Origin of the sequence: Microcoleus vaginatus PCC 9802 (assembly GCA_022701275.1) — a bacterium.
GTDB lineage: Bacteria > Cyanobacteriota > Cyanobacteriia > Cyanobacteriales > Microcoleaceae > Microcoleus > Microcoleus vaginatus_A.
Map to the genome: position 1 here is coordinate 4269777 of CP031740.1, position 15552 is coordinate 4285328.

At 46.3% G+C, this 15552-nt stretch carries 14 protein-coding genes and 2 pseudogenes; 8 read left to right on the forward strand and 8 right to left on the reverse strand.

What is annotated here, in order from left to right; all coding sequences use genetic code 11:
* Positions 1-139: 139 nt before the first annotated feature.
* Positions 140-949: a GAF domain-containing protein gene (locus D0A34_17365; GenBank protein UNU20410.1), complete on the reverse strand. Its 810-nt coding sequence runs from the start codon at positions 947-949 to the stop codon at positions 140-142.
* Between the two features lie 337 nt (positions 950-1286).
* Between D0A34_17365 and D0A34_17370 the strand changes: the two genes are divergently transcribed.
* Positions 1287-1469 carry a hypothetical protein gene (locus D0A34_17370; GenBank protein ID UNU20411.1) on the forward strand — a complete coding sequence of 61 codons (183 nt, stop codon included), beginning with the start codon at positions 1287-1289 and terminating at the stop codon, positions 1467-1469.
* Between the two features lie 247 nt (positions 1470-1716).
* Here D0A34_17370 and D0A34_17375 read toward each other — a convergent pair whose 3' ends face one another.
* Both D0A34_17375 and D0A34_17380 read right to left on the reverse strand, forming a co-directional pair.
* Entirely contained in the window at positions 1717-3615 is a 1899-nt protein-coding gene (locus tag D0A34_17375; GenBank protein ID UNU20412.1) for a GAF domain-containing protein, read from the reverse strand.
* A 564-nt stretch (positions 3616-4179) separates the two neighbouring features.
* Positions 4180-4407, reverse strand: coding sequence for a hypothetical protein (locus D0A34_17380; protein ID UNU20413.1), 228 nt, complete (start codon positions 4405-4407; stop codon positions 4180-4182).
* Positions 4408-4734: 327 nt separating this feature from the next.
* On the opposite strand from D0A34_17380, the gene D0A34_17385 reads away from it, so the two are divergent.
* A complete protein-coding gene (locus tag D0A34_17385; GenBank protein UNU20414.1) occupies positions 4735-6549 on the forward strand; it encodes an elongation factor 4 in 1815 nt (604 codons plus the stop codon).
* A gap of 216 nt (positions 6550-6765) precedes the next feature.
* Here the strand turns inward: D0A34_17385 and D0A34_17390 are convergent, their stop codons facing one another.
* The 3 genes from D0A34_17390 to D0A34_17400 all read right to left on the reverse strand — a co-directional run bounded on the left by D0A34_17390 (position 6766) and on the right by D0A34_17400 (position 7788).
* The gene (locus tag D0A34_17390) at positions 6766-7212 is read right to left on the reverse strand and encodes a hypothetical protein (protein UNU20415.1); all 447 of its coding nucleotides are present in this window, start codon (positions 7210-7212) and stop codon (positions 6766-6768) included.
* Positions 7196-7534, reverse strand: a complete 339-nt coding sequence (locus tag D0A34_17395; GenBank protein ID UNU20416.1) for a hypothetical protein — start codon at positions 7532-7534, stop codon at positions 7196-7198. The genes D0A34_17390 and D0A34_17395 overlap by 17 nt, the downstream gene beginning before the upstream one ends.
* Before the next feature lie 83 nt (positions 7535-7617).
* Positions 7618-7788 (reverse strand): hypothetical protein, encoded by a 171-nt coding sequence (locus D0A34_17400; GenBank protein ID UNU20417.1) that lies wholly within the window; start codon positions 7786-7788, stop codon positions 7618-7620.
* Here D0A34_17400 and D0A34_17405 point away from each other — a divergent pair.
* Positions 7787-7969 (forward strand): hypothetical protein, encoded by a 183-nt coding sequence (locus D0A34_17405; protein UNU22346.1) that lies wholly within the window; start codon positions 7787-7789, stop codon positions 7967-7969. The two genes, D0A34_17400 and D0A34_17405, sit on opposite strands and share 2 nt — an antisense overlap.
* 105 nt (positions 7970-8074) lie before the next feature.
* Here the strand turns inward: D0A34_17405 and D0A34_17410 are convergent, their stop codons facing one another.
* Positions 8075-8368 carry a hypothetical protein gene (locus tag D0A34_17410; GenBank protein ID UNU20418.1) on the reverse strand — a complete coding sequence of 98 codons (294 nt, stop codon included), beginning with the start codon at positions 8366-8368 and terminating at the stop codon, positions 8075-8077.
* Between the two features lie 159 nt (positions 8369-8527).
* Here D0A34_17410 and D0A34_17415 point away from each other — a divergent pair, with 159 nt between their 5' ends.
* From D0A34_17415 to D0A34_17430, 4 genes and pseudogenes are all read left to right on the forward strand, one after another.
* A complete protein-coding gene (locus D0A34_17415; GenBank protein ID UNU20419.1) occupies positions 8528-9535 on the forward strand; it encodes an ATP-binding protein in 1008 nt (335 codons plus the stop codon).
* Positions 9536-10039: 504 nt separating this feature from the next.
* Positions 10040-12456: pseudogene (locus D0A34_17420) on the forward strand (ATP-binding protein).
* A gap of 101 nt (positions 12457-12557) precedes the next feature.
* A pseudogene (locus tag D0A34_17425) lies at positions 12558-12644 on the forward strand (Zeta toxin family protein).
* A gap of 383 nt (positions 12645-13027) precedes the next feature.
* A complete protein-coding gene (locus D0A34_17430; GenBank protein ID UNU20420.1) occupies positions 13028-13966 on the forward strand; it encodes an SDR family oxidoreductase in 939 nt (312 codons plus the stop codon).
* Here D0A34_17430 and D0A34_17435 read toward each other — a convergent pair.
* Entirely contained in the window at positions 13913-14134 is a 222-nt protein-coding gene (locus D0A34_17435) for a hypothetical protein (GenBank protein UNU20421.1), read from the reverse strand. The genes D0A34_17430 and D0A34_17435 overlap by 54 nt on opposite strands.
* On the opposite strand from D0A34_17435, the gene D0A34_17440 reads away from it, so the two are divergent.
* Complete coding sequence (locus D0A34_17440) at positions 14129-15517, forward strand: UDP-glucose/GDP-mannose dehydrogenase family protein (protein ID UNU20422.1); 1389 nt, start codon at positions 14129-14131, stop codon at positions 15515-15517. The two genes, D0A34_17435 and D0A34_17440, sit on opposite strands and share 6 nt — an antisense overlap.
* The last annotated feature ends 35 nt before the right edge of the window (positions 15518-15552 follow it).

The following is a 15552-nucleotide window of genomic DNA, read 5'->3' on the forward strand; positions in this document are numbered from 1 at the left end:
ACGATAATTCCCTAAAAACAATTGATGAACCACCTACCGAATTGATTGAGGGAATTTATAGATCAAGTGTCAGGTTTTTCAGGCGGAAAACTTGTTGGCACGGTAAATATTAGACTTGTTAAATACGCCACTAGAAGGTTTACTGATGCCCTGATTTCTCCTGGTTTCTGAAACTGGCTAACTCTGCGTGAGTTTGGCAAGCTTCACTTAACTCAATGTAATCTAAGATATTGGAAATTACCTTAGAAAGGTGGATAGCCGAACGGTGAGCTTCTTGGATAAAATCTCTCTCCTCTATCGGATCGTCAGCTTGATCGTCTATGGTTAGTTGTAGATAACCGATGATGTGATTTAGGGGAGTGCGGAGCTCGTGGGACGCCTTCAACAAAAATTGCTTTTTGAGCTGGGATAGTCCTTGTACTCGCTTGCTACGCTCTTGGTAGAGGGTGGCGAGGGCGATCGCACTTCCTACTTGCTCGGCAAGTTCTTGTGCGAATTCTATCTGGGATTGAGTCCAAGGTCGATCGGTCTTACCCTTCCGCGACGATCTGCCCTGGGACTGATGCAAGCTAATTATGCCGTTAGCTTGCTCTTGATAAGCGGTAGCCACCACTAGCAGCGACTGTGGCCCAAAAGGGTCATTGGCTGCAAAGGACTCTACTACCACCGGTTCGAGGGTGGCTAGAGCTTGAATGAAATGAGGTGCTGCTGTGAGCGAGATTTCCATTCCCAGCATGGGTAAAAATGGTTCTTGGCAGTATTCAGCAGCTACTTTGACTTGCAGGCTAGAACTTTCATAGGGACAAATGATGCAGCGGCTGACGCCTAGTGTTTCTCCCAGACTGTTAACTGTTTGCTGCCAGATGCTATCGAGATCCAAGGTTCGACGAATCTTTCTGCCAATTTGGAGTAAAAGTTTTTGCGATTGAGCTGATATTTGCTGATTCATAGCAACCCTTTTTCTAATAGACTGGCAAAAGTTTACCATTCCGCCAACAGAGCAGGAATTTACTGAATTTGCCAGCCTGCCGCTGCCCGGCTTAGGGATTACGTAATTCTACTTAAATCTTCCCACACGCCGTCAAACATTACTAAGTAGTTTCGGTGTCTTTACAAGATCTTTATGATTTTCACAGAGAACTGAGAGCGTCCAGTATGCTTAATAATCCTTTACAGTAGGGGGTTGGGAAGCGGAATCAGTCGTATAAGCTGGCATTAAGTTTTTGTAAAGCTGGCGGTGTGCGCGGGTTTACTCGCAGGTGTGTGATCCCAGCGCATAAATAAAGATGAGCTTTGTTATCTGTACCCCCCGGATTCCATTGATGCGAATTCTGGGTGGGATCGGAAGTGGTGGGGGCGATCGATCTCAGTTGCAAACTCCCAAGGAGGGAGATTGGGGATGGATAAAAGTTAAAATTGATACAGGGACGATCGAACTGTGTTGTAGAATAATTATCAATTATCGATGATCTTTATTCACGAAACGGAACTCACGGATACACGAATATAGCGATTTTTATAAGTAACGTACAGTTTGGTAATTGGTAATTGGTAATTGGTAAGAAAGCTGGTGATTACCTCACGAAAGTTTAGAATCGCTCTAGCTGTTTTTTTCCTGATTCCTGATTCCTGATTCCCTCTTGCTTCTTGCTGATTCCTGATTCCTGATTCCTTCAACGTCCCGATAATTGATTACCGATGATTGATGACCGATGATTAATTTTTAAAGAGTGGTTCTTGATAAAGCGGCACAGTAAAAGTAACAGTCGATCCGAGTCCTTCCCCCATACTGTAAAAATTTACTGTACCGCCCATTGCTTCTACCAGTTTTTGAGAAATAGCCAATCCCAAACCGGTGCCGCCGTATTGCCTGGTACGATCGCCGTCCACCTGAAAAAACGACTCAAATAATTTATCTTGCTTGTCGAGAGAAACCCCAATCCCAGTATCAGCAACTCGGATTTTCACCATTCCGGGGAACTGCTGGTTGTTAATAGTCACCTTTTTCTTAATAACTTCAGCACTGATACGAATTCCCCCTTCGCCGGTAAATTTAATTGCATTGCCCGTGAGGTTCAAGATTACTTGAAGCAGGCGTTGGTAGTTGCCATACAAAATAATCTCGTCCTCCACAGCGGGTTTTTGGATTTGAAATTGCAATCGCTTTTGCTCGACTTGAACCCGTGTGAAATTCTCAACTTGTTGCAAGAGTTCGCCGAGTTTGACGGGAGCGAGGTCTAACTCCATTTTGCCAGCTTCGATTTTAGCGACATCCAAAATATCGTTAATCACATTGAACAAATGTACTGCGGAGCGGTAAGCTTCTTCGATAAATTGGTGCGCTTCTTCGGGGTCATCTGCCATGCCGTCTACAAGCAGTTTCAGGAAACCGAGGATGCCGTTGAGGGGGGTGCGGAGTTCGTGAGAAGTATTGGCAAGAAATTGACTTTTAAGTTGGGAAAGAGCCACCGCTTCGGCGCGGGCCTGCTCTAATTCTTGGTAAAGTGTAGCGTGGGCGATCGCACTGCCGACTTGAGCGACTAACTCGCGGGCGAATTCGAGTTCGACATGACTCCATTTCGGGGAACTGCCACAGCGGTGCAAACATATCAGTGCATTGGGTTGGTCTTCATAGGAGGTAGCTGCTACGAGCACGGAATGGCGGTGGAATGGATCGGCGGCGGGGGAGGCGTAATCGACTGCTACTGGTTTTAAGGTGGCTAAAGTTTGAATCCACCCTGGCTGTTCGGCGGCGCGCAGTTCTAATCCCAGCATAGAAGAGTAAGCTTCTTGGCGGTACTCAGCTACTACTTTAAAAGTTTTCGATTGGAGATTTTCGATTTGAGCTGGGGAAAGCGGGGGTGAGGGGTCGCTAGCTATTGACTGTTGTAATTCGGCTGCAGCAGCGCTCGATTTTTGCTGATTTTCCGAGGGAAGGAAGGGGGAGGTTTCGAGATTTTCGCTGTCTTTTTTGTAGGAACAGATGATGCAGCGACTCGCGTTCAAAACTTGCCCCAAGCTGTTAACAGTTTGCTGCCAAATTGTGTCTAGATCGAGGGTTTTGTGCAGGTTTTGAGCGATTTGGGAGATGATTTTACGATCGATTTCCGAGTAGGGAGGGAGCGATCGACCGGGGATACGGCTCGCTGGAAGCGACATTTGTTGGCGGGCGTCCCAGGGGGATGGCAAAGCTCGATAGAGCATGAATTCTGGGGAGTCTGGCCGTCTGTCTGTGGGTTTGTCAGACAGCAGCCTTCCCATAACTAAGACTTTTGCAGCTTTGCCGTTTGAGTCGATCGCCGGAGTGAGTGTCAAATCGAAGAGAAAATATTGTCCGGCGTGGCCAAATGGATAGCTGAAGCGTTGCGGCACGAAGGTTTCGAGCGCTCGTCGCAGGATATCGAGATAAGGCGCAGGGGGGATGGGTTGCAGGGTTTCGCTGAGAGGGCGATCGACAATTTGTTCTGCTGTAAGGTTGTACTGCTCGGCTTTTTGCCAGTAAAAAGATAGATATCGACCAGAGGCGTCTTGGGTAAATACTAATTCTGCCCCTAACTCTTGAAAAAAAACTGTAGAGGCGAGGCTCGATCGCCGGAAATCTGTGTTAGAGTCCATCAGAGTAGGGGATGAAAGTAGTTCGGATTTTGGAGTATTGAGTTTTTAATAAGTAACTCAATACTCCCCATTCTTTGGGGCTTCTACTGTTATTTTGTGAGTTATTAATCAATTAAAAAGTTGTTGGCTTTTTAATTAAAACCTTAATCGCTCAAAACTCACCATTTGCAAAAATTTTAGGCTTCTACTATTGACTTTTGAGGGATTAATGAACTCATCAAATATTAATTCTTTAATTCTGAACTCAACTCAAAATTCAAAACTATTCGTTCTCAGCCGTTTTGGGTAATTTAAAGATAAAAATTAAGATTGAGAAATTAGGAATCTGCACCGATTAACTATCAAGTGTGAAAATTACGCCAAAATATGAGGCTGCGAACAACTCTAGTCAGGGAATGGCTCAGGCATTTTTTCCCTCACCTGGAATAGTTGCGAGGTTGTGATTTAGCCGAGTTCACTCGCCCACCACCTGTAGCTTTAGCCACGAAATCTGCAGGAGATCGCCCGCGCGATCTAAATTTCACAGCCTGCAGATTTGCGCGCGCCGTCTGGGGCGAGAGCACCTCAGTCGTTCCATTCACCGCGTGGCGGGACTGGCGGGTTGCGACGCAAACCCAGAGCCAGTTCGTCTTCGCGGCGCTCGCCTCTGAGCCACTGCTTGATTGCTGTTTCAATGACTTTGCTGGGGTCATTCGTCAAGTGCTTAATTTGGTCGAGGAGTTCAGAATCGATATGGATGGACAGTTCGACTTTTTCTGACGAACTGTGGGAAGGTATTCTTGATTCGCTCATAGTTAAAAATCCTAGTTTTAATTCTTAAGTTTCAATTCTTTTGATGACAACCGACTGGACTAGATATTTGAAGTCCCTGATTTGCACCCAACCTTTCCTCAACCGCATAACCGCTTTCTGTACAATGAGAGAGAGAAAAGTTTTTTCCTTTTGGGTGTCCGGGCTCGGTCGGACACTTGAAAGGCTAATAACTGATACTCTTGAGGTTTGCCTCAGTTGTGGTTTCATCTCAATCCCCAGTAAGAGGTTGAAGTAAGCACTCTACTCTTGCTTGTGTAATCATACAACAAAAAGTATCCTTTGCCGATTAGCTCTTAGATAAAAAACATGACTAACGTCCCTGTATCTCGCATTCGTAATTTTTCGATTATTGCTCACATCGACCACGGAAAATCGACCTTGGCCGATCGCCTGTTGCAGGCGACTGGGACTGTGCAGGCACGGGAGATGAAGGAGCAGTTTTTAGACAATATGGATCTCGAACGCGAACGCGGCATTACGATCAAGCTGCAAGCGGCTCGGATGAATTATACTGCCAAGGACGGTCAGGAGTACGTGCTGAATCTGATCGACACTCCCGGACACGTGGACTTTTCTTACGAGGTGTCGCGATCGCTCGCTGCTTGCGAAGGGGCGCTGCTGGTGGTAGACGCATCTCAAGGCGTGGAAGCACAAACCCTGGCCAATGTCTACCTTGCCTTGGGAAACAATTTGGAAATTATTCCAGTTTTAAATAAAATTGACCTGCCGGGGGCAGAACCGGAACGGGTAAAAGGGGAAATTGAAGAAATTATCGGTCTGGACTGTAGCGGGGCGATTGAGGCTTCGGCTAAGGAAGGAATTGGTATAGATGAGATTTTGGAGTCGATCGTCGAATTGGTGCCGCCGCCGCAGGATACTGTTGACAAACCGCTGCGGGCGCTAATTTTTGACAGTTATTACGACCCTTATCGCGGGGTAATTGTGTATTTCCGGGTGATGGACGGAAGTGTCAAAAAGGGCGATCGAGTTTTGTTGATGGTTTCGGGTAAGGAATATGTCATCGATGAATTGGGCATCCTTTCACCGACTCAAGTTCAAGTAGACGAACTGCACGCCGGGGAAGTGGGTTATCTGGGCGCGGCAATTAAAGCAGTAGCTGATGCTCGCGTTGGCGATACGATTACTTTGGTCAAAAAGCCTGCACCGGAGCCTTGGCCGGGTTATACAGAAGCAAAACCGATGGTTTTTTGTGGCTTGTTCCCGATCGATGCTGACCAATTTCCCGATTTGCGGGAAGCTTTAGAAAAACTCGAACTCAACGATGCTGCGCTTTCTTACGAACCGGAAACTTCGAGTGCGATGGGATTTGGTTTCCGCTGCGGTTTCTTGGGTTTGCTGCACATGGAAATTGTGCAAGAAAGACTGGAGAGAGAATACAATTTGGATTTGATTGTTACGGCTCCTTCTGTGGTTTATCAAATCACAACAATTAAAGGGGAAGTGTTAACAATTGACAATCCCAGCCACTTGCCCGATCCTCAGTATCGGGAGAAAATTGAGGAACCTTATGTGCGGGTAGAAATGCTGTCGCCGGAAACTTATGTGGGCGCGCTGATGGAACTGTCTCAAAGTCGGCGGGGCATTTTTATGGATATGAAGTATCTGAGTCAAGGCCGAACTACGCTGGTATATGAGTTGCCTTTGGCGGAGGTGGTGACGGACTTTTTTGACCAGATGAAATCGCGATCGCGCGGCTATGCGAGCATGGAGTATCACCTCATCGGTTATCGCGAAAATCCGTTGGTGAAAATGGACATTTTAATTAATGGCGATCCGGTTGATGCTTTGGCGATGATCGTACACCGGGATAAGGCTTATAATGTGGGTCGCGGGTTGACGGAAAAACTCAAGGAGTTAATTCCCCGCCACCAGTTTAAGGTGCCGATTCAAGCAACAATTGGCGCGAAGGTGATTGCTTCGGAGCACATCCCGGCTTTGCGGAAGGATGTGTTGGCGAAGTGTTACGGCGGTGATATTTCGCGGAAGAAAAAGTTGCTGCAAAAGCAGGCCAAGGGTAAGAAGCGGATGAAGTCTGTGGGTACTGTGGATGTGCCGCAGGAAGCTTTTATGGCTGTGCTGAAGCTCGATCGAGATTCGTAATCTGTGTGGCCTTTTGTCAGGAACAGGCAAGATGCCTGTTCCACAAAGAGTCTGTTTTCTTGTAGTTATTTGCGATTACCTGGAACAGGCAAGATGCCTGTTCCACAAAGAGTCTGTTTTCTTGTGGGATGGGCATCTTGCCCGTCCCCGTGGAAGCCCAGAATATGGCTGCAGCGTCAGTGGCGATCGCCCGCTCGCATCACAGCTTACTACAACTTAAACAAGAATACTTTGTTGAAACTCGCGCTGAATTTCATCTACAACTTTGCGATCGCTCAAATCGCGATGCCACCAGTGGCTACAGCCATCTTGACAAGATTTGCAGTACCTGCGCGCATCGGCAATTGCCAATAAACTCATTAACAGGAAAAAGGTTTTGATAAATTCTGAGGGCGGGAGTTTCAAAAGCTTTGCCATTTGTTCTTTTAATCGCCCTCTACTCAGCAACACACAAGGGGTGTAAGTTGGGCGAAGTTTTGATTTGGCAATTGCTAGGGAAACATCTTCTTCTCGCGCCCCTGCTTGGAGGGTCATGTAGGATAGCCGCTGCAATATTTCCTGCTGGTCTTCGGTTGGGAAGCTTAAAAACCAGTTTTTTGCATCTTCTTGGCTAATTAATTCTTGTTGAATTTGATTGATTGTAATTTCATCGGCTAGATTCATTTGCCTCTCCTAAGTCTGGCTCAAATATAACGTGAGGTTCTCCTGAGATGAGGGGGCCAGTAAAAATATCGATTCCCGTTTCTCGACCTGAACTATTAATTTCGCCGCCGCTTGTACCCCGAGGGACGGAACTGCGAGCCGAATGCCGCTGGCGAGAGTTACCTAACATTATATAGTCCCAGTCAGAAGTTGGCGTACTTGTCCCGTTTGCTCGACTGCCCACAACTATGATGGTTTGTTTCGTGCGAGCGGCTGCATTCTGAATTCTCCTGGCATCTTCTGGAGATATGCCTGCTTCTTGCCATGTTTTTACACCTCTCATTTAATGAATATTAGCATTGCAGTAGGCGAGTTTTTTCGCACTTCCCGATTAAAATTTTAAGCACGATAAATCAAGTTTTAGTTTCAGTCATCTGTTGATTTGAGCTTGCCGGATGCTTTTGCTTGGTCGATCGCCTTTTGAATCAGAAGGTAGACAAAGTTGGAGATCGATCGCTTTTCGAGATCGCACAACTTTTCGAGCTCCTTTTTAGCCTGTGTTGGCAAAACCACTGAAATCCGCTCGCTGTCGCTCATTCCCTGCAATCTGTTGGAAGTTTTCCCTATTGTGCCACCTCGGAAGTCCAGCTTGCAATGGGCGATCGTCGGTCGCTATCGCAGCCGATCGGATGCGGAGGGACATCTTCAGTTGTTTCGGCAACGAGTACCCAACATCCGATTTGAAGTGGTGTTTGATTTACCCTCTCGCCGAGGATAACTTTTTGAGGGAGGGTTTTTGATAAGTTAACTGTCAAATTATCGAGGCAGATCGCACTTTTGGAAATGAAGGGCGATCGCCCTTTTGCAAATAAACTATCCGAGATTACTCATTATCATCATCATCATTATCTTGAACTACTTTACTACTTAAAAGTCCGAAAATCGCACCCACACCCATATTCCAAGTGCTATTGCAAGTCTCAAAAATGCGAGCTTGTTGGGGAGATGGCCGATCTTCGGTACTAATTCGTAAAGAGACTCCTCCAGAAAGTAACGTAAAAAAGATAACAGTGGCGAAGACGTACTGGAAAGGAGAGGGAGATTGAGGAAAAGTGTTTTTACGAGTCATTTTAGTAGATTTGGGTTTAGCAGGTGTCATATTTGGTTGAGCTTTCATGATTGCTACCTTCTTATTGGATATGTCTTAATCTTAAAGAGGAAAAGCTTGAAAGTCAGCCTGTGTATAGGTTTCGCTTAGTATGAGTTTGGTATGCGTTTAGGATGCGTTTGGTTGGCGATCGCTCGCTATAATACTTAAAAGGTTTGTAATTTGGCTATGTCGCAACCAACGCTCAAAGCATCCCAGGCAGGAATCGAAAAAGCAAAAACAGCTCAAACAGGTAAAGGCTGGAGTCGCCAAGACTTAGCCGATCGTGTTGTCCTGGGGGAAGGCAAAAATTCACAGACAGGCATCAGTCGTGGTATAGTTAATAATTTTTTCACCTGTAAGGATGTCAAGTCCCAGTTATTTGTTGGAATTTGCAAGGCTTTAGGATTGGATTGGGAGGAAATTCGAGAACCCAATGGAACGCCATCGCCCCCAAAACCAAAGTTCAACTACAATAATCCATTTTTTCCTCTAAGTGGCAGGATAGACAAACCGCAATTTTTATTTGGTAGAAAACGGGAAATTAAAGCGGTATTTGATACGCTCAATAGTGGCAGTAGCGTAGCAATCATTGGCGAAAGAGCGATCGGCAAAAGTTCTCTGCTACAAGCCATTTACCGAGAAGCACCAAATCAACTCCGTGAGCCTCGCAAACCCATTTACCTAAACTTAGAAGATGTTTACGATGAAAATGACTTTTACGGTGCTTTGTGCAGATTAACGGGTATCGAGAAAGCAAAGGGCACTGAGTTATCACGGGCTTTAGATTCGTCCCAATGCCGATTCCTGTTGCTTTTAGATGAAGTCGAAAACATGATCTGGGATGGATTTACTAACCAAGTACGCAACCAATTGCGGGGTTTGGCAAATGGAAGTGACGCACCTTTGCGTCTAGTTGTCGCCGCCTGCACCTCTCTTGATACCCTGTTTCCTGATAGTCAAGACAAAAAATCTCCTTTCCAAGGGATTTGCATTGAGGAAAATCTGAAGCAATGGGATGAAAAAATCTGCCGTGAATTTATTGTTAGTCGCCTCCAGGCTGAGTGGTTAACACCTGTTGCTCAGCCCGTGAGGTTTACTGAGGAAGAAATTGCGGGGTTAATTGCTGAAAGTGGCGGCTATCCTCAGAAATTGATGCAGTTGTGCTATCAAACTTATGCCCGTTATATCAACTAGGGCTTAGACATCGCGGCCCAGAAACCGGGTTTTTTACGAAAATATTTCGTTAGAGCACCGCAGATTCGGTAAAAAACCCGGTTTCTCACCACCCGTGCGTAAGTCCTGTTTATTCATCCCACCTATTTATGAGTCAAAACGATCAACCTGTTCCTCGGTTAGATTTAGCTCCCAAACTGAAGCGTTCTCTTTCCTTGTGGAATCCTTTAGATTACCTGCGATTGTTATATTGGGTGTTTTTCTTTCCTCAAGCTGTGCGGTGGTATGAGTCTACTTTTGGGGGGGAATCTAATTTACAAGACGCCAAAACCTGGCGAGAGAAATGGGAGTGGTTGCGTCAAAATCCTGTCAAGCGTCAGTTGATTTTGCAAGCCTTGGTGTTCATACTTACTATCCCTATAGGTTTTAATCTACTTCTTGAACACATAGGCGTTCCTATCAATTGGTTCGGCGTGCTGTGGGGCGTGGCGTTGGGCGTGGCGTTGGGCGTGTCGGGCGTTGAGGATGACGTGGGGTTGGGCCTGGGGTTGCGCGTGGCGTCCGGCGTGGTGTGGGGCGTGGTGTCCGGGGTGGGGTTCGGCGTGGCGTCCGGCGTGGCGTCCGGCGTGGTGTTGGGCGTGGGGTCCGGCGTGGGGTTGGGCGTGGGGATGGGCGTGGTGTTGGGCGTGGCGTCCGGCGTGGCGTCCGGCGTGGTGTTGGGCGTGGGGTTGGGCGTGGTGTTGGGCGTGGCGTCCGGCGTGGCGTCCGGCGTGGCGTTCGGCGTGGGGATGGGCGTGGGGCTGGGCGTGGGGTTGGGCGTGGTTTCCGGCGTGGGGTTGGGCGTGGTTTCCGGCGTGGCGTTGGGCGTGAGGTTGGGCGTGGGGTTGGGCGTGATTTCCGGCGTGGCGTTCGGCGTGGCGTTCGGCGTGGCGTCCGGCGTGGTGATCGCACGTCCTGAAAATTGGCTTTTCGCTTTACCGTCTACCTTACTCCAGCATCAACAGCAAAATAGACCATTTCCTCACATTACCCCACTTCCCCTTCCCTACCTGTCTTCTCAAATAGCTAATTGGCTGAGGCGAGATTGGGAAACAGGATTGCACAACATTGACGAACTACTAAAATTTACCTTTCAGTTTATCCCTGTTATTCAAGCTGTAAATCGGGTACTAGCAGAGACACCAAAAGACCAACTGATCTATCGCGTCGCTCAATTATCAGAATCTCCTGATGATTGGAAGTTGGTGCGTTTTGCTTCAACTTCTCTAAGTGAAGTAATGAAGTCAGAAGCAGTAAGAGGTTTGTTTTTCATCCTACCTTATCCACAACAAATTCAAGCTCGTTTTCAAACAGAAATTCGTTTAAATACTCCTGCCCGTGCCTCTGCCGCTGGTTTCTGGTATCTCCACGAGCAAAAACCAGACAAAGCCACAGAAGCTTTCGCTGTAGTGCGAGATCTGCTTTATGGAGAGGAAATGTTTACCTTAGCGCAGATTCTCACAGATTTTCACCAAACAGCAGAACTAGCCGAGATTGCTTCCCTGAAGCTACCTGCTTCCCCAAATGCACCTCTGCTGCGTGGCACTACTTGGGAAGCAATTGCTTCTCTACGGCGGGTAATTGCCGATGTTCAAGTCGTCGAGAATAGCGTATCTCGTTCTGCCCGTTCCCTTGCCCTCAACCGAGCATTAGGTGAACTTGAAACTATCCTCAAGAGTCCAGATATTATACCACAATGTGAACGCAATTTAATTATTAAAACTGCCAAAAAATGGCAACAAATATTACTGCAAGTGACCGGGAAAATCGGAGATATTTCGATAACTCAACCAGTCAGTATCCCCTATATAATTGGCGATCCAGTCCAAGGCAATCTATTTGTGGGCCGCGAAGACATCATCAGACAGCTAGAGGAGTTGTGGGTAAAAGGCAATCAGCTTCAATCTGTGGCTCTCTACGGTCATCGGCGGATGGGAAAAACTTCGATTTTGTTGAATGCTAGCAACTGCTTAGGCTCAAAAGTACAGGTGGCTTATGTGAATTTGCTGCGGGTAGGAGATTGCTCTCAAGGAGTCGGCGAACTGCTAATATTCATTACCGATGCCATTGCCAAAACTGTCAAGATTACACCTCCTGCCGATCGCGATTTACTCGATTTACCCTATCTCACTTTTGGCCGCTACATCGAACAAGTAGTAGCAAATGTAGAAAGTGGATTGATCGTTGCTTTAGACGAGTTTGAAAAAATTGAAGAATTGATAGACGCTGGGAACATCAATCAAGATTTGATCGGTTTTTTGCGAGGGATGGTGCAAATGAGTTCTAAAATTGCCTTTGTTTTTGCCGGATTGCACACCTTGGATGAAATGACCGAGGATTATTTCAATCCTTTTTTTGCTAGCATTATCCCCATCCGAGTAGGTTTCCTGAGTCTAGGTGCAACTCGCCAAGTTTTAGCCAATCCCGATGATGATTTTCTCCTCGACTATAAACCAGAAGCACTCGATCGCATTTATGAACTAACTCATGGCCAACCCTACCTCACGCAATTGGTAGGATTTCTGTTAGTCCGCCTCTACAACGACCAAGTATTTGAAATCGGACGCCCCCGCGATCCAATGTTTACACTAGAAGACGTAGCAACTGTCATCAATGACCCGGAATTTTTCAGCAGAGGTCGCTACTATTTTACAGGAGTTTGGGGTCAAGCAACGCAAGGCGCATCGGGACAACAGGAGATTTTAAAAGCCTTAGCACCTCACTTAGAAGGGATGAATCTCGACAGGCTGAGTCAAGAAACAGGGATGGATGAGACAAGTTTACAGGAAGCACTAAAAACTCTCGAACGCCACGATGTGGTTCGAGAAAGTGATGGTTGCTACAGTATTACTGTCGAACTATTCCGCCGCTGGGTTCAGATGTCATTGGGAGGGAAGGGATAGTGAGTTATCCCTTTGAGTATTCGGCGCTTGAAACCAATCCTACACAAACTTTCGTCCGAGTAGAGGGGGACTAAGAGACAAGCTATAAAATTAATATTACTATTAGGCCCAATATTTACATTATTGGCGGCCCTAATGGTTCAGGCAAAACTACAGTTTTCCAGAGATTGTTACCTAATTTTTTAGATCGACATAATTTCTCTCATATTGCTTTTCAGATACATCGACCCTGGTTTTTTCAAATAAGCCCGTGAAGCGCAGCTATCCCCTAGGGCATCGCCCAACCTCACACCGAAGTCATCAAATAACCAATAACAAATAAAAAAACTATTGTCAACAGTGTTTTTTCGGAAATATTAAAGCTTAAATAAAAATTGCTACTGAGATTGGCGAAATATAGCACTTTGTTCCAAGTATTTGAAAATGCTAAGTTAATTAAAGATTTTATAAAAGTGACCCATAAGTCTTTACATTGTCGATCGCAATTTTGTTATTCTATTAGTAAGTTTCATTCGAGCGACTGAATTTTTGTACTCCAGTCCTACCCCTAAACAGAACGGCAGTTTCCACAATGAGAATTTTAGTCACAGGCGGTGCGGGTTTCCTCGGTTCCCACCTAATCGATCGCTTAATGGCCCAAGGACATGAGGTAGTCTGCCTGGATAATTTCTACACCGGGACTAAACGCAATATCCTCAAATGGCTGGACAACCCGTATTTTGAGCTGATCCGCCACGACATCACGGAACCGATTCGGTTAGAGGTAGATCAGATTTACCATTTGGCCTGTCCCGCTTCCCCGATACACTATCAGTACAACCCTGTCAAGACAATTAAAACCAACGTCATCGGCACGATGAATATGCTGGGGCTGGCTAAACGGGTGAAAGCAAGATTCTTTCTGGCTTCCACTTCCGAAGTGTACGGAGATCCTGACGTACATCCACAAACAGAAGATTATCGTGGCAACGTTAATTGTATCGGAATTCGCAGTTGCTATGACGAAGGGAAACGAGTAGCTGAAACCTTATCTTTTGATTACCACCGTCAAAATGGGGTAGACATTCGAGTTGTGCGAATCTTCAATACCTACGGCCCTCGGATGTTGGAAAATGACGGCAGAGTAGTGAGCAATTTTATTGCTCAAGCTTTGCGGAATCAACCGCTGACAGTATACGGCGACGGTTCCCAAACACGGAGTTTTTGCTACGTTTCTGATTTGGTGGAAGGATTTATTCGTTTGATGAATAGCGACCAAATCGGGCCGATGAATTTGGGGAATCCCGGTGAATACACTATTTTAGAACTGGCAGAAAAAATTCAAAATATGATTAATCCAGGGGCAGAAATTATCTTTAAACCGCTGCCGGAAGACGATCCAAAACAGCGACAACCGGATATTACTCGTGCTAAAACTTGGTTGGGGTGGGAGCCAACTGTGCCGCTGGATCAAGGTTTAGAGTTGACTGTGAAAGATTTTCGCGATCGCATTGAGGGAAACCAAAAGTAAAGACTCAGAGAAGGGGAGACTGGGAAAGTGAGAGAGGGGAAAAATCTTCCTTATTCCCAATTCCCAATTCCCAATTCCCAATTCCCAATTCCCAATTCCCAATTCCCAATTCCCAATTCCCGATTGCCATCTGATTTTTTTACTAACTTTGAGGACATTTGTATGCATGTTTGCGTCATCGGTACAGGATATGTTGGCTTAGTCACCGGCACTTGTTTGGCCCACATCGGCCACCACGTGATTTGCGTAGACAACAACGAAGAAAAAGTTAAATTAATGAAGTCTGGACAGTCGCCTATTTTTGAACCCGGACTGTCTGAATTAATGTCCTCTGCATCTGCGTCAGGCAATCTAGAATTTACTTCGGATTTAGCAGCAGGAGTCTCTCACGGGGACATTTTGTTTATTGCCGTGGGGACGCCTCCTTTGCCTACTGGGGAAAGCGATACTCGCTACGTGGAAGCGGTTGCTCGTGGAATTGGAGCTCACCTCGACGGCGATTACAAAGTCATTGTCAATAAATCTACGGTGCCCATCGGTTCCGGGGACTGGGTGCGGAGGATTGTTCTCGACGGTTTGGCGGAACGTCAAAAAACTCAAACCAATGACATGGCTACGGGTGAGGAAGTAGCCGCAAAAAAAGGTGTGGTATTTGATGTAGTTAGCAACCCGGAGTTTTTGCGGGAGGGGTGTGCTGTTTTCGATACTTTTAATCCCGATCGCATTGTTCTCGGCAGCAACTCTCGGCGGGCAATGGATATGATGCTACAGTTATACCGGCCGATTGTCGATCGCAAGTATGCAGAAAATCCGTCTTTGCCGGAGGTTCCTGTGGTGATGACTGATATCAGTTCAGCGGAGATGATTAAGTACGCAGCTAATGCTTTTTTGGCGACGAAGATTAGCTTTATTAATGAAGTGGCTAATATTTGCGATCGCGTCGGTGCAGATATTACCCAAATATCGAAAGGTATCGGTTTAGATTCGCGGATTGGTGGCAAGTTTCTGCAAGCTGGCATTGGTTGGGGCGGTTCTTGTTTCCCCAAAGATGTCTCAGCTTTAGTTCACACTGCTGAGGATTACGGTTACGAGGCGCATTTGCTGAAAGCGGCAGTGGAAGTAAACGAACGCCAGCGGTTGATTGCTATTGAAAAGTTGCAGCAAGTTTTGAAGATTCTCAAAGGTAAAACAATCGGACTTTTGGGTTTGACTTTCAAGCCGGATACTGACGATTTGCGGGATGCTCCAGCGCTGAATTTAATCGACAATTTGAATCGGTTGGGAGCGAAAGTTAAAGCTTACGATCCGATTGTTTCTCAAACTGGGATGCGTCACGGTTTGTCGGGAGTTTTGGTAGAAACCGATCCGGAAAGACTGGCTGATGGTTGCGATGCTTTGGTGTTGGTGACTGACTGGGAACAGTTTCGTAATTTAGATTACGATAAAATGGCCAAGTTGATGAATCATCCGGTAATGATTGATGGCCGCAATTTCTTAGACAAGAAGGCTTTAGAAGCGGCTGGTTTCCAATATGTGGGTATTGGAAGGTAAAGAAAAGTTTTGAGTAGAATCTCTATTTCGTAGGG